We start from the raw sequence: 20,251 nt of genomic DNA on the forward strand, positions 1-20,251 counted from the left end.
ATGGGGATGTTCTGAAAATGAATCAACACGTAGTTGATATGTAACATTTTTTTTGTAAAGATACTGGCGCAACGAGTGAAAATTTGTAAATTTTGTCAATAATGAGGTCACAGCATGTCTCGTCAGGCCCCGATCGGACACCGCATTCGCGGACGACGAAAAGACATCGGCATGACCCAGAATGCCCTGGCCAAGGCCGCGGGAATTTCAGCAAGCTATCTTAATCTGATCGAACATAACCGGCGTTCCATCGGCGGGGGTTTGCTGATGCGGATTGCAGCCGTTCTGGAAATTCACCCGCATACATTGTCAGGTTCCGAGGAAGGACGACTGCTTGCCGATCTGAGCGAAGCCGCATCAGACCCGGTTTTCTACAACACCCCGATCGAAAACCGGGAATTCCCGGCCATGATCGCCGCTGCTCCGGGGATGATCAGCGCCTTTTTGGCCCTTTACCGGGCCTATCGCAGTGGCCTTGATGAAGTGGATGCCCTTTCAGAACGCCTAAGTCACGACCCGTTCCTGACCGAGGCCAGCCATTCAATCCTGACCCGGATCACATCGATCCGAACTGTTGCCGAAATCTTCGATGATTATGACAATCTGTCACCCGAACAGCGCGCACGGTTCAATGCGACACTGGTCAAGGAATCCCATCGGCTTGAGGAATCAGCCGCCGAAATTTTCAATTTCCTCGAACGCGGAAGCGCCGGACGCCCGGCCAACAATCCCGCCGAGGAAGTTGATGATCTTTTGTATGACAATGCCAACTATTTCCCGACCCTTGAAGACAAGGCTGCCGAAATGCGCCCCGGAATTGATCCTGATGGCGGTTTGTATCTGACGGATCTGATCAATTATCTGGAAAGCGAGCATGATATCAGGGTTGAACGCCTGCCTTCGAACATCTTTGCGACCAACGGATATCAGTGGGACAGCACAGAACGGACATTGCGCATCTCGCGCGCCCTTGCCATCACATCGGCACGCTTTCAGGCCGCCCGGGTCATCTGTCAGCTTGAAGCAAGGGATGCGGTAAATGCGGTTCTTGAGGGGGCCAGTATCAGCAGTGACGCCGGGCGGGCCCGCGCCTATGAAGCACTGATCTCATATTGCGCTGCTGCCCTTGTCCTGCCCTATGATGCGTTCCTGGCAGATGCCCATGATCTTCGCCATGATATCGAACTTTTGCAGCAACGCTATGCCGCAAGCTGGGAGCAAATCTGTCACCGGCTGACGACATTGCGCCGCCCCGGCGCAGAAGGCATTCCGTTCCACCTGATCCGGACCGACATTGCCGGGAATATTTCAAAACGCTTTTCGGCATCCGGTCTGCAATTGCCGCGCTATGGTGGTGCGTGCCCGCGCTGGGCCGTACATGAGGCCTATCTTGCGCCAGAACGGGTAATTTCACAATTTGTCCGCCTGCCAGATAACAGCGAATATCTGTTTGTCGCGCGTGCCTTGCGGTCGGGTGCGGGTGGATATGGCACCCCGCAATCGGTGCATTCGGTCATGATCGGGTGCGACACAGCGTTTGCAAACGAGGTCATCTATGCCGATGCCCTGCCGCTTGAACGCACGGACTCAGCTGTACCGGTCGGGATTGCCTGCCGCCAGTGCCCGCGCGATGATTGCGCACAACGTGCCTATGAAATGTCAGATACCGCCGACGGAAGACCCTAGGCGAGCCGCTATGGATTTCCTGCGAGCCGCAGCACAAATCCACCAGATTTGCCATCACCCAAAGTAGCATTATAATTTGATAAATTAACAGATACGATAACTACTATAAGAATCAGAAAAATCGGGGAGAGAGTCCTTTGAATGCCAGACCAAAGGTCCTGATTGCTGAAGATGAGGAAACCATTGTCGAATCGCTAAGCTTTCTTATGGAAAAAGAAGGCTATGATGTGCGCGTGGCCACAGATGGCCAATCCGCGATCGCCATGATTGCCCGCGATGTTCCAGATATGGTTCTTCTGGACGTGATGATGCCCGGCTGCGACGGGTTTGAAGTCGTGCGCGCTGTACGCAACGACACCAACACCAGATTGATCCCCATCATGATGCTGACGGCCAAAACACGCGAAGTCGACCGCCGCAAGGGTCTTGAGCTTGGTGTGGATGATTTTGTGACCAAACCGTTTTCCACCCGCGACGTTGTCTCGCGCGTTCGCGCCTTGCTTGAACGGGCGGCTCAGTAACCCGTCAAGAAAAAAGCCAACGCCCCGCAATCAGGAGAACTTCCCATCTCATCACCGCGAAGACTTACAGAACGCGCTCTTGCCTTGACGCTCGCAGCTCTTTTTTTGTGGATACCGCCACTGGTCGGGATGTTTTCCCTTGATGGCATGGTATTCGGGCTGCCGATCCTGTTTGTCTATTTCTTTGCCGGATGGGCGATTTTGATTGTTTTCTGCGGACTGTTAACCCGTGCCTTGCGCAACGCCGCACGTTCCGAAGGGCAATAAAAGATGCTGTCTTCGGAACTGGTGATCATTGTTTCGCTTTTTTATGTCGGATTGCTTTACGCCATTGCCTGGTGGGGGGACAAACGCGCACGCGACGGTCATTCCTGGGTCAGGAACCCGACGGTCTATACCCTTTCGATTGCGGTTTATTGTACGTCATGGACCTTCTATGGTGCCGTCGGTACGGCTGCACGCAACGGTCTTGAATATCTGACGATCTATCTTGGGCCGACCGTCATCTTTCTGGGATGGTGGTTTTTACTGCGCAAGATGCTGCGCATTTCGAAAGCCCACCGCATCACATCCATCGCCGATTTCATTTCATCGCGTTATGGCAAAAGCACCCAGCTATCGGTGCTCGTGACCCTGATCGCTGTGATCGGGACAACCCCCTATATCGCACTTCAGCTTAAGGCGATTGCGACCAGCTATACGGTTCTGACCGCCATTGATCCCGGGATTGTCGATACTGCCCAGCACGGCCTCAGCGTCTTTTCCGACAGCGGCTTCTGGGCCGCCCTTGGACTGGCGCTGTTTGGCATTCTGTTTGGCACCCGCTTCATTGACGCAGACGAACATCACGAAGGCATGGTTGCCGCCATCGCCTTTGAAAGTCTGGTCAAGATGTTTGCCCTTCTTGCGGTTGGCATCTTTGTCTGCTTTGTGATGTATGGCGGTATCGGGGACCTGTTCGCCCAGGCCGCAAGCAATCCCGACACGGCCAAACTTTTGCGACTGCCCGAGGATGGCGCCCCACGCTGGCTGACCCTGATGATGCTGTCCATGGCAGCCATCCTGTGTCTGCCCCGCCAGTTTCAGGTGATCATTGTCGAGAACGTCGATGAACGCCATCTGGCGACTGCCAGCTGGGCTTTTCCGCTTTATCTGTTGTTGATGAACCTGTTTGTCTTGCCGATTGCCCTTGCCGGGCTTGGCGCCCTGCCAGCATGGGCTGACCCGGACTTCTTCGTGATTTCGGTTCCGCTTTTTGAAAACCAGTCGCTTCTTGCTTTGCTTGCCTATGTCGGGGGACTTTCGGCCAGCACCAGCATGGTGATTGTCGCGACCATCGCCCTTTCGACCATGGTCTGTAACGACCTGATCGTCCCGGCGCTTTTACGCATCAAGCCGCTTCGCCTGACCGAGCGCGATGATCTGACCGGACTTTTGATTTTCATTCGCCGGGCATCTATCGTGGTCGTGGTGTTCCTTGGATTTGCCTATTACCGGTCGGCCGGGGCAACCGATGCACTGGCCGAGATCGGCCTGATTTCCTTTGCCGCCACCGCGCAATTCATCCCGATCATGATCGGCGGACTTTATTGGAAGGGCGGCACCAAAACCGGCGCACAGGTCGGGCTGGTCGTCGGTTTTGCACTTTGGGCCTATACCCTGCTGTTGCCATCGCTTGCCGATAGCGGCTGGATGGACCCGGCATTCATTCAAAATGGCGCATTCGGGCACCCCTGGTTGCGTCCCGAGAGCCTGTTGGGACTGAGCGATTTTGCCCCGCTGACCCATGCACTGATCTGGTCGATTTCGCTCAATACCGGTTTTTACATCCTGATCAGCCTGTTTACCCAGCCCAGTGCGCTTGAACGTATTCAGGCGACCCTTTTTGTCGATGCCTTTTCGCGCAAAGGGCAGGATACGGTGATCTGGCGATCATCGGCATCAATTGACGATCTTTATGAACTGGTCGAAAGGTTCCTGGGACGCGAGCGCGCCTTTAATTCGTTCCGTGAATTTGGCTGGCAAAAGGATACCGCCTGGCGGGGCAAGGGCGAAGCCAATGCTGATATGATCGCCTTTACCGAGCGGCTTCTGGCCGGTTCCATCGGGGCGGCATCGGCACGTGTGATGGTTTCTTCGGTTGCCAAGGGGGAAATGGTCAGCCTAGAGGAGGTTCTCGAAATTCTTGAGGAAACCTCGCATGTGATTGAATATTCCCAGCGCCTTGAGCAGAAATCCCACGAACTTGAACAGGCCGCCGCCGAATTACGGGCCGCCAATGACCGGCTCAAGGAACTGGACAAGCTCAAGGATGAATTCCTGACCATGGTCAGCCATGAATTCAGAACTCCGCTGACATCGATCCGGTCATTTTCGGAAATTCTGGTTGATACCCCGAACCTTGAACATGACAAGGTCGAGCACTTCCTGAGCATCATTGTCCGCGAAAGCGAACGTCTGACCCGCCTGATTGACGATCATCTTGATCTTGCAAGACTGGAAGCCGGTCATTCTGACTGGCGGGCGGTTGATGTCGATCCGCGCACGGTCCTTGATGAAAGTGTCGAGGCCGTCAAAGGCCTGTTTGACAGCAAAGGCGTTTCACTAACCACCGAACTTTCACGGCAATCGGTCATGCTGCATGTCGACCGGGACCGCCTGACACAGGTCTTTATCAATCTGCTGTCCAATGCGGCCAAGTTCTCGGACCCGGACTTCCCGAGTGTGACGGTCAGGGGCGAAGCAATGGATGGCGGGTATCTGGTATCGATCACGGATAATGGCCGGGGCGTTGCCCTGAACGAGCTTGAAACCATCTTTGACAAGTTTTCACGCAGCGGCAAATACGCCGATGATCAGCCCAAACCGTCAGGTTCGGGGCTGGGACTTGCGATTGCACGCCATGTTGTCGAACATTGTCAGGGCAAAATCTGGGCGGAAAGCCCACCCGGCAAAGGGGCGACTTTCCGCGTTTTCATCCCCGGCCAGATCATGGAGGCCATCGACGCCGCCAAACCTGAAAGCTTTGGCACCTGACGCCCTAGCTAACCGTCTCCGGATCAAAGATCGAATTATCAAGGAAGCTGTCGGGTCCGACAAAGGCACGATCATCGGCATTATTGACACCCTCGACCCGCCAGTCATGTTTTGGCACGGCAACATCGAGATCGCGGACGGCAATGCGATACAGATCCGGTCGATAGACCTGGCGCACAACAGCATTCAGATCCGCATCCGCAGGCACCTGTCCCCAGCGCTTCATCTGAGTGCCGACCCAGCTGCCCTGTGACAACCATGGGAAAGTCGCGGTATAGCGATAGAACACATGACGGTCCGGCACCTCGGTTGGTGCTTCGCCCGGACGGAGAACCGGCCTTCCACTTAGCGATGCCTTGAGAACCTCGAACGGGGCACCGACATTGGCTTCTGCCGACAGCATCTGGGCAAGCTCGGCACGGTTTTTGGGCTGATCGGCCCATTCGGCTGCACGCACCAGCGCACGCACAAGGGCTGAAGCAGTATCGGGATTTGAATTGACCCAGTCCTCACGCACGCCCAGAACCTTTTCCGGGCTGCGCGGCCAGATATCTTCCTTAAGGGCGACAATCACACCGTCCCCGTGGAACACCGCGCGCTGGTTCCATGGTTCACCAACACAATAACCATCAACCCAGCCATTGCGCAGACTGTCAAACATCCGTGGCGGTGCAATCACCCCGATATTGACATCCTTGTCGGGATCGATGCCGGCTGCCGCCATCCAGTAGCGCAGCTCGTAATTATGGCTTGAAAACGGAAAGACCGTCGCAAAGGACATGACAGGACGACCGGCAGCGCGATCCTCATCAATCACCTTTTTGAGCGCACGGGCAGATAATCCACGCGGCCCATGCATGGCGGCCGGATCGGCTTCCAGCATGCGCTGATACAGGCGGGTAGAAACCGTAATCGCATTCCCGCCGCGCCCAAGCGCCATCGGCACCACAATATGCTGAACCGGCACACCGCCAAGCCCCAGCCGGGCCGCAATCGGAATACCGGCCAGCAGATGGGCCGCTTCGTAGACGCCATAAGACAGCTTGTCGCGAATGGCCGCCCAGGACATTTCCCGAACCAGCTCCAGATCAATGTTTTCCTGCTCGGCAAAGCCCATCGAGCGCGCCACAACCGGGATTGCACAATCGACCAGAGGAACAAAACCAAGACGAACCTTTTCAGCCATTCCTTAAAACTCCAACTGAAACGCCGTGATGACGCTTTGGGCGATCTCGTAGATCTTGCGATTTTGCTTCATGGCGTTCTTGCGCAGCAGCGCATAAGAATCTTCTTCCGACAGGCCTTTTTCCTTCATCAGGATACCCTTCGCCCGCTCAATCAGTTTGCGTTCGTTCAGCTTGGCCTGCGCCTCGTCGCGTTCCCGACGGAGCTGATCAAAAACATTGAAACGTGAAATGGCCATATCGACGATCGGGCGAATACGGTCCTGACGCAGACCATCGACCACATAGGCACTGACCCCTGCCGAAATGGCCTCCTGGATCATCGAGGCGTCGCTTTGATCAACAAACATTGCAATCGGACGTGCAATGGCGCGTGACACCTGAAACATCTGTTCAAGCGTGTCGCGATCCGGGTTTTCAAGATCAATGATGATGATATCAGGTGCCAACGCCTGAATGCGCTCGACCAGATTGTGCGAGGTTCCGATACGTGCAACGCGGGTATAGCCGCTTTCGACCAGACCGCGTTCGACAATCGCCGCACGGTCGGGATTCTCGTCGATTACCAGAATGTTGTATTCTTCCAGCCTTACCAAAGTATCCCCAACTCCCTGACAGCCTAAGAGCATGTTGCACTAGACGGCCGCGCCTCTCTGACTTGTTTTTTATCTTCCGGTCCGTTTGCGGATCCGGATTGAATGTTCGGGATGCGGCATTAACCGCATCCCGAGATATCTTCAACGTCTTTGTTACTCTGCCGGAACCGGCTGTGCCGCCGATGCGGTACCAAGACGTTCTGACTGTGCCGCTTCGAACCGTGCCTTTTCCTCGGCCTGTGTAGCCGCCGAGAAGCGAACTGCAAGGGCCGCAAACGAGCAAACAATCACCGCACATCCGAGATAAAGCAAACCTTCCTGATATGTAAGTGCTTCGGACTTGAACAGGAAGCCTGCCGCAACTGCCCCGGCATTGCCGCCAGCACCGACGATACCAGCAACCGAACCAAGTGCCTTGCGATTGACAAACGGAACGATCCCGAATGTCGCACCTTCTGACATCTGCACAAACAGTGAAAAGACGATCATGACCGAAACAGCAATGACCAGTGCTTCCATCTGCGAGAATGCAACCAGTGCAACACCTTCTATGAACAGTGCCATGAACAGAAACTTGACGCGCCCCGAAAGGCCGCCCTTGGCCGCAAACTTGTCAGAGAACACACCACCCAGCGTCCGGGCAAAAATGTTCATCAAGCCAAACAGACCGGCAATCATGCCCGCCGTCGCCAGAGACAGTTCAAACTTGTCGAAGAAATAGATCGCAGCGATGTTGTTGATGGTCAGCTCGACACCAAAGCAAGCAGCATAGACCAGGAACAATGCCCAGACACGGTAATCGGAAACCGCAGCCAGCATGCCCTTGGCAGCACCGGCATGGTCGTCTTCGGGCTTGAGCGCACCGCTTCTACGCATTTCATCATAGTTGCCATCCGGGCAATCGGTGGTGAATACCCAGTACAGCACGGCAACAACCAGCATGATTGCCCCCGGGAAGACCATCGCCAGCCGCCAGCCCATGGTTTCCGCAACGCCAAAACCAAGCACCATGGCAAGGATTGCCGGCATGACCATCTGGGTGACACCACCACCGAGGTTACCCCAGCCTGCCGTCGTTGCATTTGCCGTGCCGACGACATTTGGCGCAAACATCATCGAGGTATGATACTGCGTGATGACAAAGGATGCCCCGATCGAACCGATCGCAAGACGGGCAAGCAGGAAGGTTTCATAGCTGTCAGCAAGACCGATCAGCATGACCGGAAGCGACCCCAGAACCAAAAGACCTGTATAAGTCTTGCGCGGGCCGATCTTGTCGCAAAGCGGGCCGATCAGAAGACGCACAAGGACCGTGATTGCAACAGAGGCGATGATCGTGCTGCCGATTTCGCTTTTGCTCAGGCCGAGATCATCACGGACCAGCGGCATCAAGGGTGCGATCCCGAACCAGCCAAAGAAGCACAGGAAAAATGAAAGCCAGGTGAGGTGAAAAGTACGCATCTGGACAGTCTTGAGACTGAAGAGATTTATGCGTGTAGCCTTGTTCTTGATTTCCATAATGTGAAGCCCTTCGTTTAGGTCGCGCAGAGCTTGCGAGATGCTGTGTACGACCGACGGTTTTTCCCCATGGGCCTCATGCGTCATCAGATGGATTCCGCAGGCGACCCGTCATTCGTCTTGGAAAGACTGCGCGTTCGTCGCGCTGCTGTTCCAAACGTCTGATCGTCCGCCGTTGGACGAAGAACTGTGAGCCACCCGTCATTAGGCATGCTTTCGTCAAAGCCGCTCACGCAGAAAACATGGTGCAAACATCGCGCCAGTTTTTCCGCGATGCGGGATAAAAGTCATAAATCACTGGAATCCATGTGTTTTAAGTGATCGCGCATGCAACGAACAATTTCAGATGTCGCAAGATGTGCAAAGTTTGCACAAATTTTAACCTCACCACTTTTGTACTGTTTATTTTTTAATCATTAATGTGTTTCAGGTGAAATACACTTCAACCGAAGGGATTTGATTCTCCGTTATATTCCAGTATCTTGAAAGATAATCTCGTATATTTTTCATTCTGGCACGGCGCTTGAATATAGAGGGGTATGAGCGCGGGCAGTGTCGCCTGCGGCTCCGGCCCGAAAAGCCGATCCTATATATAAAGAATCCAAAGACGGGTTCACCGGATAACGACGTCCGTTGCGAAATGCCTTTTTAAAGGGCAGGCCGCATCGGGCGTTTTTTTTGTGCCAACTTCGCATCCCGCGACGAGGAGCCAGAGACAAATGAACCACGTCCCTGCAAATATAAAAGCCGCAAAAGCCCGCCTGGTTGTCATTGGCAACGGCATGGCCGGCATGAGAACCGTTGAAGAGATTCTCAACCGGACACCCGACAAATATGACATCACCGTTTTCGGTGCCGAACCGCGTGTGAACTATAACCGCATCATGCTTTCGCCATTACTGTCCGGTGAAAAGGATTTCGACGAAATCGTCATCAACACCCCGGAATGGTACAGGGAAAACAACATCCATCTTTATTCCGGCGACCCGGTGATTGAAATCGACCGCATCCGTAAAGTGGTCATTTCCAAAAGTGGCACCGAAACCGAATACGACCGACTGCTGCTTGCCACCGGCTCCGACCCGATCATCATTCCGGTTCCCGGTCACAAACTTGATGGCGTTGTCACCTTCCGCGATGTTGATGATGTCGATGTCATGCTTGGCGCCGCCGCCAAGGGCGGCCCGGCTGTGGTTATTGGCGGTGGTCTTTTGGGACTTGAAGCCGCGGTCGGCCTTCAATCGCGGGGCATGGATGTCACGGTTCTGCATCTGGCAGGGCACGTCATGGAACGTCAGCTTGATCCGTCGGCCGGTTATCTTCTTGCACAGGAACTTGAACGGCGCGGCATCACCGTGATTACAGAGGCCGACACCGCAGAAATTGTCGGCACGGACACAGTAACCGGCGTTCGCCTTAAGGACGGGCGCATGATCCCGGCTGATCTGGTGGTCATGGCTGTTGGTATTCGCCCCAACGGGCGTCTTGCCGCTGACACGGGACTTTCAGTCGAACGTGGCATTGTCGTTGATGATGTCATGACCACCAGTGATCCGGCCATCTTTGCGGTTGGCGAATGCGTCCAGCATCGCGGTCAGTGCTATGGCCTTGTGGCACCTTTGTTTGAAATGGCGAAATCCTGTGCCGACCATCTGGCCGAGATCGAAACCGATGGCTATGCCGGTTCAGTGACCTCGACCAAACTGAAGGTTACCGGTGTTGATGTGTTTTCGGCCGGTGACTTTTCCGGTGGTGGCAATACCGAGGAAATCGTGTTCCGCGATGCCGGACGCGGTGTTTACAAACGCATTGTTCTTGAAGACGGCAAGATCAAGGGTGCGGTCCTGTATGGCGACACATCCGATGGCGGCTGGTATTTCCAGCTGATGAAAGAGAGGCAGGATGTCACCGAACTGCGTGACACCCTTGCCTTTGGCCAGGCATTTGCCGGGGGATCCGCCGGAAACCCTCTTGACGCCGTTGCAGCCCTGCCAGATGACGCAGAAATTTGTGGCTGTAACGGCGTTTGCAAAGGTTCCATCGTTGCTGCCATCACCGAAAAGGGCCTGACGACCCTTGATGACGTCAAAGGTCACACCAAGGCATCCGCATCTTGTGGATCATGTTCGGGCCTTGTCGAAAACCTTCTGGCAGCGACGCTTGGCGGTGATTATCAGGCCGCAACCGTAAAGCCGATCTGCACCTGCACAGAGCATGATCATGACAGCGTGCGCCGTCTGATCATTGCCAAGAACCTGAAATCCATGCCTGCTGTGATGCAGGAACTGGAATGGAAATCATCGGATGGCTGCCATGTCTGCCGTCCGGCTTTGAACTATTATCTGCTGGCCGCCTGGCCGGGCGAATATGTCGACCATGGCGCGTCGCGCTTTATTAATGAACGCGTGCACGCCAATATCCAGAAAGACGGCACCTATTCGGTCGTGCCGCGCATGTGGGGCGGGTTGACCAATCCGCGCGAATTGCGCGCCATCGCCGATGTTGCCGACAAATTCGACATTCCCACGGTCAAGGTTACCGGTGGGCAACGTATCGACCTGCTGGGCGTGAAAAAAGAAGACCTTCCGGCGGTCTGGGCGGACCTTAATGCCGCAGGCATGGTTTCGGGTCACGCTTATGGCAAATCGCTTCGTACGGTCAAAACATGCGTCGGGCAGGAATGGTGTCGCTTTGGCACCCAGATGTCGATGAGCATGGGCGTCGAGCTGGAAAAAATGACCTGGGGATCATGGATGCCCCACAAATTCAAAATGGCTGTATCAGGCTGCCCGCGTAATTGCGCCGAAGCCACCATCAAGGATTTCGGCGTGGTTGCAACCGATGGCGGCTGGGACCTGCATGTGGGCGGCAATGGCGGCATTCACGTCCGCGCGACCGAGCTTTTGTGCAAGGTCACAACCGATGAAGAGGTCAGGGAATATTGCGGCGCCTTCATCCAGCTTTACCGCGAAGAGGCCCGTTACCTTGAACGCACGGCACCATGGATCGAACGCGTTGGCCTGAAACATGTTCAGGAACGGGTTGTTGATGATGCTGATAATCGCAAGGCCCTGTTTGATCGCTTCATGATCAGCCAGCAAACCGCCCAGATCGACCCATGGGCCGAACGCGCATCCGAGGGCGTTGATGCCCATGAGTTCAAACCCCTTTCGATGATCGCAGCGGAGTAAGAGCCATGACAAACAATCTGACATGGGTAGAAGTCGGCCCCGCTGCCAACATCCCGCAGCAAGGTGCACGTACCCTTCAGACCCAAACTGACCGGATCGCAATATTCAGAACCCTTGATGACCAGGTCTTTGCCCTTCTTGATCGCTGCCCCCACAAACAGGGGCCGCTGGCGCAGGGCATTGTGCACGGCCATTTCGTGACCTGCCCGCTTCATAACATGGTGTTTTCGCTTGAAACCGGCGAGGCACAAGGCCCCGATGACGGATGTGCCGCCAAGGTCGAATGCCAGGTCGTTGACGGGATCGTCCGCGTTGGCCTGACCGAACTGCAAGCTGGATTGCGCCATGCGGGATGAGGTCAAAACAACCTGCCCCTATTGCGGCGTTGGCTGTGGCCTGATCATTTCGCCAACCCGTGACGGATGGGCTGTTGGCGGTGATCCCGATCATCCGGCCAATCTTGGGCGCATTTGCTCCAAGGGGGCGGCCCTGATCGATACCATCATGGCCGAAACCAAGCGCGATTTTCGTCTGCTTGAACCGGAAGTCGATGGCAAACAGGTCAGCTGGAAAACGGCCATTGCCGAAACGGCCGACCGTCTGCGCGACACCATTGAAAAGCATGGTCCGAAATCGGTGGCTTTTTATGTCTCGGGTCAGCTTCTGACCGAGGATTATTACGTCGCCAACAAGCTTATCAAGGGCTTCATCGGATCGCCTCATATCGACACCAATTCACGTCTGTGCATGGCCTCGACCGTGGTCGGGCACAAGCGCGCCTTTGGCGCCGATGTGGTGCCGGGATGTTACGAAGACCTTGAAATCGCCGATCTGGTCATTCTGACCGGATCAAATCTGGCATGGTGCCACCCGGTGCTTAACCAGCGCCTGCGTGCAGCCAGGGAAAAACACGGCACCAAGATTGTCGTGATTGATCCACGCAAGACGGCAAGTTGCGATATTGCCGATCTGCACCTTGCCATCAAACCGGGCAGTGACGTTGCCCTGTTTAACGGGTTGCTGGCCTGGCTTGACCAGACGGGCAATACCGACCTTCGTTACGTAGCCCGCCATGTCAGCGGCTACGAACAAGCCGTGGCAGAGGCCCGTGCCGACTGCCCGGATATCGAGACAACCGCGAAAAAATGCGGGCTCGATTTGCAAGACAGTGCCGATGAAACCGGCTCAGGTCTGGGAAAACTGGAAACGTTGTTTAACTGGTTTGCGGCCTTTGAACGCACCGTCACGGTGTTTTCGCAAGGTGTAAACCAGTCCTCTAGCGGGTCGGATAAAGTCAATTCGATCCTCAATTGCCATCTGGCAACTGGCCGTGTCGGAAAACCGGGTTCCAGCCCGTTTTCCGTCACCGGTCAGCCCAACGCCATGGGCGGACGCGAAGTTGGCGGCCTTGCCAATCAGCTTGCCGCCCATATGAACCCGAACGATCCGGTCGATGTGGACCGCGTCCGGCGGTTCTGGAAATCGGATGCCCTTGAACCGGGCGAAGGATATAAGGCCGTCGATATGTTTCGCGCGATTGAGACCGGCGAAATCAAGGCGGTCTGGGTCATGGCGACCAACCCGGCAGTCAGCCTGCCCGATGCAGATCGGGTACGTCTTGCGCTGTCGCGCTGTCCGCTGGTGATCGTATCGGATGTCGTTAACGACACTGACACGCTGCGCCATGCCCATATCAAGCTTCCCGCATCGGGCTGGGCCGAAAAATCGGGTACGGTGACCAATTCCGAACGCCGCATTTCACGCCAGCGCCCGTTCCGTGACACACAGGGCAACGCCAAGCCCGACTGGTGGATCATGACCGAAGTTGCCAAGTCCATGGGCTTTGGCAAGTCGTTCAAATACAGGGATCCCAGCGACATTTTTGCCGAACATGCCGCCCTGTCGGAATTTGAAAATGACGGAATGCGCGCCTTTGACATCGGCATTTGGCGCAAGGCCAAGAAGTCGGCCTATGACGCCATGCAGCCGTTCCAATGGCCTGCATCACGCAAGAATCAGCCTGCGAGCGGATCCGAACGTCTTTATGGTGACGGCATCTTCACCACCTCAAGCGGTCGGGCAAAAATGCTGGGCGTGGCCCACATCCCACCACAATCACAAACCAGCCATGATTTCCCGCTGATCGCCAATAGCGGACGTTATCGCGATCAATGGCACACCATGACACGCACCGGAACGGCGGCACGCCTTTCGGCCCATCGTCCGGAACCGCTGCTTGAAATTCATCCCGATGACGCAGCCCGTTTTGGGCTTTCAGATGGCGGCATTTCGCGGGTCAAAAGCAAACAAGGCGCGTCCCTGATGCGGATTGCAATCAGTGACGCACAAATGCCCGGACAAGTTTTCGTTCCGATGCACTGGAACGATGTCTTTTCGGCCGCGGGTGGGATTGGTCGGCTTTTGCCCCCCAATGTCGACCCCCATTCCGGCCAACCCGAAAGCAAGCATATCCCCGTCACACTGGAACCCTTTGTTCCAAAATGGCAAGGATTGCTGTTTTCAAGCACGCCGGTCGATTTATCCGGGCTTCCCTATTGGGTGGCAGCAACCGGACCGGGCAGCATGATTTATGAAATCGCCGGGTCTGAGCCGATGATGTTCAAATCCCTGTTGCCAATTGCGGCCAATGAAGATGACCAGCAGGTCATTGAATATAGTGACAGCAAAAAAGGCATTCATCGCTTTGCCCGTCTGAACGGGGATCGCATCACGGGTGCGCTTTTCGTCGGTCCGGACCGACAGGCCCTTGGCCGGGACTGGGTCTCAAACCTGTTTGCCTCTGCTCAAATAGCACCACCTGAACGCAATGCCCTTCTGGCCGGACGCATGCCTGATGCCGGGGCGATAAATGATCGCCTGATCTGCTCGTGCTTCTCGGTCGGACTGGCTGCGATAAGCAAGGCTATCACCGAACAGAACGCCGTATCGGCGGTCGATATTGGCCGCTTGCTTCAGGCCGGGACGGGATGCGGATCCTGCCTGCCGGAGATAAAGGAGATTCTCGATGACGCATTACCGCGCGCCGCAGAATAGTCACGCGCCACAGGCAGGCATACATCCCCTGCCTGACACAGCAGAAAACTTTGCCTATTTCCCGGCCTTCATCCATGTAACGGGCAAGAAGGTACTGGTGCTTGGTGGCGGCGAAGTCGCCCTTGGCAAGCTGCGTCTGCTTGCGCGCAGCCAGGCAGTCATCACGGTCATCGCGCCCGAAATTTGCGACGAGATTGCCCTGATGGTGAACGAAGGGCGGATCGCCTGGGAAAGCGCGCCCTTTGTTGACACCATGATCAATGGTGCGGTCATGGTGTTTGATGCTACCGATGACCCATATCTGACGGCGCGGGTTCAGGCCGCCACCAAACGACGCAATATCCTTTTGAACGTGGTCGACAAAACCCCGCATTGCGATTTCATTGTTCCGGCGATCCTTGACCGTGCACCGGTGATGATCACGATTTCAACCGGGGCCTGCGCCCCGGCCCTGGCGCGCATCATTCGTCAGCGCCTAGAAACCGTTCTGCCGGCATCAATGTCACAACTGGCCCGCATTGCCCGCGATGCACGGCAAAAGGTTGCCGATCATCTCCATGACAATGTCTCGCGCCAGCGGTTCTGGACCCATTTTTTCCAGCGCGGATTACAGGGCAGTACAAACCGCCCCACCGGGCATGAGGATATTGATGATGCCCTGCGACACTTCGTTCCGGATGGCAGCAGCGCGACGGTGCCCAGTGGTCAGATCATGGATGCCGAAATCCATGCCGATACCGCTTTTGACCTGCCCCATGGCATCGCGCGTGCGATTGAAACGGCTGATATCGTGTTTCACGAAGACCACATTGCCGAAGATATCCTGACGCTTGCCCGGCGTGATGCCACCCTGATCCCGATTGGTTGCATCAGTCTGGATGAAAATCCGGCGAACAAACGCGAAAGCATCCATCAACAAACCAAGATCTTTGCCCGACAGGGTTTCAATATCGTCACCCTGACCCAGCCAATCACGCATTAGGCCGCGAAATCACCCTGTGGATATATGGCTCCCCGTATTCCACATAAACTAAAGGCGCGCAAAGCACTCCTTGCGCGCCTTTCTTTTTGCCAAGATGACAAAAGTTATTTCATCGTCGGCATGACGAATTCAGCACCCTTGCGAATACCGGTCGGCCAGCGCGAGGTGATGGTTTTCAGCTTGGTGTAGAAACGCACACCTTCCGGACCATGCATGTGATGATCACCAAACAGCGACGCTTTCCAGCCCCCAAACGAATGGAAGGCCATCGGAACCGGGATCGGAACGTTAATACCGACCATGCCGGTCTGGGTACGGGCGGCAAATTCACGTGCGGTATCGCCATCACGGGTAAAGATCGCGGTACCATTGCCATATTCGTGGCTATCAACAAGGTTGGCAGCGGTTTCGTAGTCGTCGGCACGAACAACCGACAGAACCGGGCCAAAGATTTCTTCCTTGTAGATGCTCATATCCGGGGTGACGTCATCAAACAGGGTGCCACCAACAAAGTAGCCTTCTTCATATCCCTGAAGCTTGATGTCGCGGCCATCAACAACCAGCTTTGCACCTTCTTCGACACCCTTGTTGATATAACCAACAACCTTGTCGCGATGTGCCGCCGTGACCAGCGGGCCCATTTCGGCTGCCGGATCGGTACCCGGTGCCACGCGCAGTTCATTGATGCGCGGAACCAGCTTTTCAATCAGGGTATCTGCGGTCGCCTTGCCAACGGGCACCGCAACCGAGATTGCCATGCAGCGTTCGCCAGCCGAACCATAAGCCGCCCCCATCAGGGCATCGACGGCCTGATCCATATCGGCGTCGGGCATGATGATCATGTGGTTTTTCGCACCACCCAGCGCCTGACAACGCTTGCCCTGCGCGGTTGCTGTTTCATAGATGTATTTCGCAATCGGGGTCGAACCGACAAAGCTGATCGCGGTGACGTCCGGGTCGAACAGAAGCGCATCAACCGCTTCCTTGTCGCCCTGAACCACGTTGAAAACGCCATCGGGAAGACCGGCCTCGGTCAGCCATTCTGCCAGAAGCAGCGATGCCGACGGATCGCGCTCCGACGGCTTGAGGATAAAGCAATTGCCACAGGCAAGCGCGACCGGGAACATCCACATCGGCACCATGGCCGGGAAGTTGAACGGCGTGATACCGGCAACGATGCCAAGCGGCTGACGGATCGAATGGCTGTCGACCTTGGTTCCGACATTCTCGGTAAACTCGCCTTTAAGAAGCTGCGGCGCACCGGTTGCAAATTCAACAACCTCGATACCACGGGTGACTTCACCCAATGCATCAGAAAGAACCTTGCCATGTTCTGCGGTGATCGCAGCCGCCAGTTCTTCGGAACGTTCTTCAAGAATACCAAGAAACTTATTGAGGATACGCGAACGGCGCAGCGGCGTGGTATTGGCCCATTCATCACGAACAGCCGCAGCCGATTGAACGGCGGCGCGGACTTCGGATTTGGAGGCAAGATCAACCGTTCCACTCTGAGCGCCGGTTGCAGGATTGAATACAGCAGCAGAACGACCGGACGTACCGGCGACGCGCTTGCCATTGATGTAATGAGTGATCTGGGTCGACATGGGGTTCCTCCCGACTAAACCTGATTTCGGATTGCCTGATTTCATGACCGGCAAAGTAACCCATTATGACTATGCACTGCGATGCACATCAATTATCATTCCTGCAAATTCGATGTGCAAAAATTAAAGTCATCAAAGGTCAGTTGCTACCATGGACTGGGATCGTTTCCGTATCTTCCTTGCCGTCGCCAGACAGGGGCAAATCCTTGCTGCCGCCCGCCAGCTTGGCCTTAACCATGCAACGGTTGGCCGACAGCTTACCGCACTGGAACAGGAACTCGGCACCAAGCTGATTGAACGGCGCACCACCGGATCGGAATTAACCACGGCGGGACAGGAACTAATGGCTGCAGCAGAGGCCGCTGAATCCGCCTTTCTGCGTGCCGGAACTGCCGTTTCAAACCAGTCCGAAACCATCAGCGGCACGGTGCGCGTTGGCGTCCCCGACGGCTTGGGAAACTATTTTCTTGCAAGTGAGTTGGCTCACTTTGCGGCGCAAAACCCTGATCTGGTGATTCAGATTGTGCCACTACCAAGGACATTTTCGCTGTCCCAGCGCGAAGCCGACATTGCCATCACCCTTGATCGCCCCAAACAGGGGCGCTTGGTCATCAAGAAACTGACCGACTATACGCTGAGTGTCTATGCCAGCCGGGATTATATTGAACGTTATGGCGATGTACGGACCGAGGCCGATCTTTCAGACCGCCTGTTTGTCACCCATATCGAAGACCTGATTTACAGCCGCGCCCTTGACTACGCAGCCCGCCTTGGCAAACTGATGCGCCGCCGCTTTGAATGCGGCAGCGTGGTCGCCCAGATGGAGGCTGTGCGCAACGGGCATGGGATCGGCATCCTGCATGACTACGCCACCGAAGGCGTGCCCGACCTTGTCCGTCTGCTGCCTGAAATCCGCTTCACCCGAAATTACTGGATGCTCCAGCATCCAGACACCAAGGATACAAGAAGTGTTGCGGCAATCGCGGAATATGTTACGCGAGTTGTCCGCGGGGCGCGGGATCGGTTCGTCGTTGATTAGAACACCCAAAACGCATCCATCAGCCTTCAACTCACGTCCGGCCCCGATCACCTCTGGCTACTTCCACCTTGTGGATCAATGCACCAGTTCGGCAGCATCGAACTGATTCAGTTCACCGAATACCGGGCGTTCGCGGCTTTATGCCTTTTGTCCCAAGATGATGAAGGGCAACATCCTGGTGGATCAAACAGCTCCCGAACGACATCAGGCACAAAGACCGTTTGCGTCTTTGTGCCTGCATGAGGTGCTGATCAGACAGCAATCTGGCAACCTTTTGAACTGCCAGATGATTTGTTAATGACCATTGGTCAATGTTTGCGCCAGTCAAATTCGATGATCTGCTGATCAGACAGGCTCCGCAATTTTTCTTCGAAATAACCACGGATCTGATCAAGCCCCTTGTCATCCGAGGCCGACATCGCAACCGTCAGAAATGACGAAGTGGCAGAGATTTCACAAACCCCGTCTTCGAAGGCCAGAAGACCAGTATTCGGGTCGCGCAGTTCACCATGAATAGGTTCCTGCACAGAGCCGAGAAAACCTTTCAGATAGCTGGGGGCGTTACGTACATAGATATCCGCAAAACAATAATTGGCGTCCATATCCTGATCCAATTCCATATCCGGATGGCTTGCTATCTCCGATGATTCCAACGACGGGTCATCACCTTCATCCTCACCGGTATCCTGTGCCGTGACTATCCGGTCAGACATGCGCAAACCTATTTCTTCCTATGGCGCAAATAATGCGCCAGACGAATTCCCCAATACCCCTGTCGCATGCATAGCACAGAACAGATGCACGCGACAATAGTGACCATCAGTCACTTAAATGTGAGCTCTACTGGAAAGCACACATTTTCTAAAGCGGAAAATGTCGCAAATTCCGAATATCGCAACCCGTTCGGGCAATTTTTTTTGAAAAAATCAAAAACACTGTTGAAAAGATCGGCTCGGCCCGTCAGCGCACCGCAACAAATTGATTAAATACAATAGCTTACCAGAAGCGCCATCTCAGACTTGTCTGGACGCCCCAAGCATGGCAATGCGTCCGTTTTGGGCCCTGGCCGAATTCAAATATGCCGTTCTTGCTGTTTGATCGCAGATGTCACCGGGCCAGAGCGGGAAACATTTCACAAATCCGCAACAACTCATCGCGGAGCAGACAGCTGAGCAGAGACCTGTGGTCAACCTCGACCAACAACGAGTTTCCCGGCAAAACCAGCGGGCATCTGAAGATCAATTTCCATGAATTCAACCAAACACCCCTGCTGTTCAGGGTCGACAATGCCGGTTGCCTTGAAAAGTGCCTCATAACGGCACCAGCCATCGTAAAAGTCACCGATTTCTGTTGAGGATGACATACCGATCTGGACAGCCATTTCAGCCACGGGCCTTCTGGGGTCGATATATTCAACATCAATGCCAACCCCGAGGTCAGCTTGTGTCGCAAGCACCACGGCAATGACATTGCGTGAATGGCTTATTGATACCGCCAATGACGCGCCTGCGATCTCAACCCATGGACGCCCATCCTGATCCTTGAACACCCGGCCATCAGATCCGCCGGCAATCATCACCACAAGGCTTTCGAGGATTTCGTGCGCCACTGCCGAGATCATCTTGCGCGGCGGCCGGGATATTTCCCGATAATCATCAAGGACGTAAAGCACATAAACCACATTGCCGTCACAACAATATGTCGGCTCAATCCCGTCTGCGCCCTCTATCCCGAAAGTGGTACTTGTCGCCACCAACACAATCCATTATTGCTGAAATCTGGTCACACGAGCACGGTCGACTTCCATAAAAATCATGTCATTCGACCGACAATCAACGCG

At 55.1% G+C, this 20,251-nt stretch carries 15 protein-coding genes; 9 read left to right on the forward strand and 6 right to left on the reverse strand.

All coding sequences use genetic code 11. From position 1 onward, the window contains the following. Window positions 1-114 precede the first annotated feature (114 nt). The 4 genes from WA318_RS19765 (at window position 115) to WA318_RS19780 (ending at window position 5,243) form a co-directional block, all read left to right on the forward strand. Entirely contained in the window at window positions 115-1,686 is a 1,572-nt protein-coding gene (locus tag WA318_RS19765) for a helix-turn-helix domain-containing protein (protein ID WP_336083892.1), read from the forward strand. A gap of 137 nt (window positions 1,687-1,823) precedes the next feature. Beyond that, window positions 1,824-2,207, forward strand: a complete 384-nt coding sequence (locus tag WA318_RS19770) for a response regulator transcription factor (RefSeq protein ID WP_258548689.1) — start codon at window positions 1,824-1,826, stop codon at window positions 2,205-2,207. Between the two features lie 84 nt (window positions 2,208-2,291). Beyond that, the gene (locus WA318_RS19775) at window positions 2,292-2,474 is read left to right on the forward strand and encodes a hypothetical protein (RefSeq protein WP_336083894.1); all 183 of its coding nucleotides are present in this window, start codon (window positions 2,292-2,294) and stop codon (window positions 2,472-2,474) included. Between the two features lie 3 nt (window positions 2,475-2,477). Continuing rightward, window positions 2,478-5,243, forward strand: coding sequence for a sensor histidine kinase (locus WA318_RS19780; RefSeq protein WP_336083896.1), 2,766 nt, complete (start codon window positions 2,478-2,480; stop codon window positions 5,241-5,243). 4 nt (window positions 5,244-5,247) lie between these two features. Here the strand turns inward: WA318_RS19780 and WA318_RS19785 are convergent, their stop codons facing one another. The 3 genes from WA318_RS19785 to WA318_RS19795 all read right to left on the reverse strand — a co-directional run bounded on the left by WA318_RS19785 (window position 5,248) and on the right by WA318_RS19795 (window position 8,484). Continuing rightward, on the reverse strand, window positions 5,248-6,429 hold the full coding sequence (locus tag WA318_RS19785; protein ID WP_336083898.1) for a CmpA/NrtA family ABC transporter substrate-binding protein: 1,182 nt from the start codon (window positions 6,427-6,429) through the stop codon (window positions 5,248-5,250). A 3-nt stretch (window positions 6,430-6,432) separates the two neighbouring features. Then, complete coding sequence (locus WA318_RS19790; protein ID WP_258548688.1) at window positions 6,433-7,023, reverse strand: ANTAR domain-containing response regulator; 591 nt, start codon at window positions 7,021-7,023, stop codon at window positions 6,433-6,435. Window positions 7,024-7,176: 153 nt separating this feature from the next. Next, on the reverse strand, window positions 7,177-8,484 hold the full coding sequence (locus WA318_RS19795; RefSeq protein ID WP_336083901.1) for a NarK family nitrate/nitrite MFS transporter: 1,308 nt from the start codon (window positions 8,482-8,484) through the stop codon (window positions 7,177-7,179). Between the two features lie 776 nt (window positions 8,485-9,260). On the opposite strand from WA318_RS19795, the gene nirB reads away from it, so the two are divergent. The 4 genes from nirB to WA318_RS19815 are packed head-to-tail and all read left to right on the forward strand — an operon-like array spanning window position 9,261 to window position 15,768. After that, the gene (gene nirB / locus WA318_RS19800) at window positions 9,261-11,732 is read left to right on the forward strand and encodes a nitrite reductase large subunit NirB (RefSeq protein ID WP_336083904.1); all 2,472 of its coding nucleotides are present in this window, start codon (window positions 9,261-9,263) and stop codon (window positions 11,730-11,732) included. A gap of 5 nt (window positions 11,733-11,737) precedes the next feature. Further along, the gene (gene nirD / locus WA318_RS19805; protein ID WP_114098146.1) at window positions 11,738-12,088 is read left to right on the forward strand and encodes a nitrite reductase small subunit NirD; all 351 of its coding nucleotides are present in this window, start codon (window positions 11,738-11,740) and stop codon (window positions 12,086-12,088) included. Continuing rightward, complete coding sequence (locus WA318_RS19810; RefSeq protein ID WP_336083906.1) at window positions 12,078-14,786, forward strand: molybdopterin-dependent oxidoreductase; 2,709 nt, start codon at window positions 12,078-12,080, stop codon at window positions 14,784-14,786. Before nirD ends, WA318_RS19810 begins: the two co-directional genes overlap by 11 nt. Beyond that, window positions 14,758-15,768 (forward strand): siroheme synthase, encoded by a 1,011-nt coding sequence (locus WA318_RS19815; RefSeq protein ID WP_336083908.1) that lies wholly within the window; start codon window positions 14,758-14,760, stop codon window positions 15,766-15,768. Before WA318_RS19810 ends, WA318_RS19815 begins: the two co-directional genes overlap by 29 nt. Before the next feature lie 104 nt (window positions 15,769-15,872). On the opposite strand, the gene WA318_RS19820 is transcribed toward WA318_RS19815, so the two are convergent. Beyond that, a complete protein-coding gene (locus WA318_RS19820) occupies window positions 15,873-17,372 on the reverse strand; it encodes a CoA-acylating methylmalonate-semialdehyde dehydrogenase (protein WP_114098143.1) in 1,500 nt (499 codons plus the stop codon). Window positions 17,373-17,523: 151 nt separating this feature from the next. On the opposite strand from WA318_RS19820, the gene WA318_RS19825 reads away from it, so the two are divergent. Continuing rightward, a complete protein-coding gene (locus tag WA318_RS19825) occupies window positions 17,524-18,411 on the forward strand; it encodes a LysR family transcriptional regulator (RefSeq protein ID WP_114098142.1) in 888 nt (295 codons plus the stop codon). A 308-nt stretch (window positions 18,412-18,719) separates the two neighbouring features. Here WA318_RS19825 and WA318_RS19830 read toward each other — a convergent pair whose 3' ends face one another. Both WA318_RS19830 and WA318_RS19835 read right to left on the reverse strand, forming a co-directional pair. After that, on the reverse strand, window positions 18,720-19,124 hold the full coding sequence (locus WA318_RS19830; RefSeq protein ID WP_114098141.1) for a DUF2218 domain-containing protein: 405 nt from the start codon (window positions 19,122-19,124) through the stop codon (window positions 18,720-18,722). Window positions 19,125-19,597: 473 nt separating this feature from the next. Continuing rightward, entirely contained in the window at window positions 19,598-20,164 is a 567-nt protein-coding gene (locus tag WA318_RS19835; RefSeq protein WP_336083912.1) for a 4'-phosphopantetheinyl transferase family protein, read from the reverse strand. Between the last annotated feature and the right edge of the window lie 87 nt (window positions 20,165-20,251).

The organism is Thalassospira sp. CH_XMU1448-2 (assembly GCF_037027285.1).
In the GTDB taxonomy this organism is placed as follows: Bacteria; Pseudomonadota; Alphaproteobacteria; order Rhodospirillales; family Thalassospiraceae; genus Thalassospira; species Thalassospira profundimaris_C.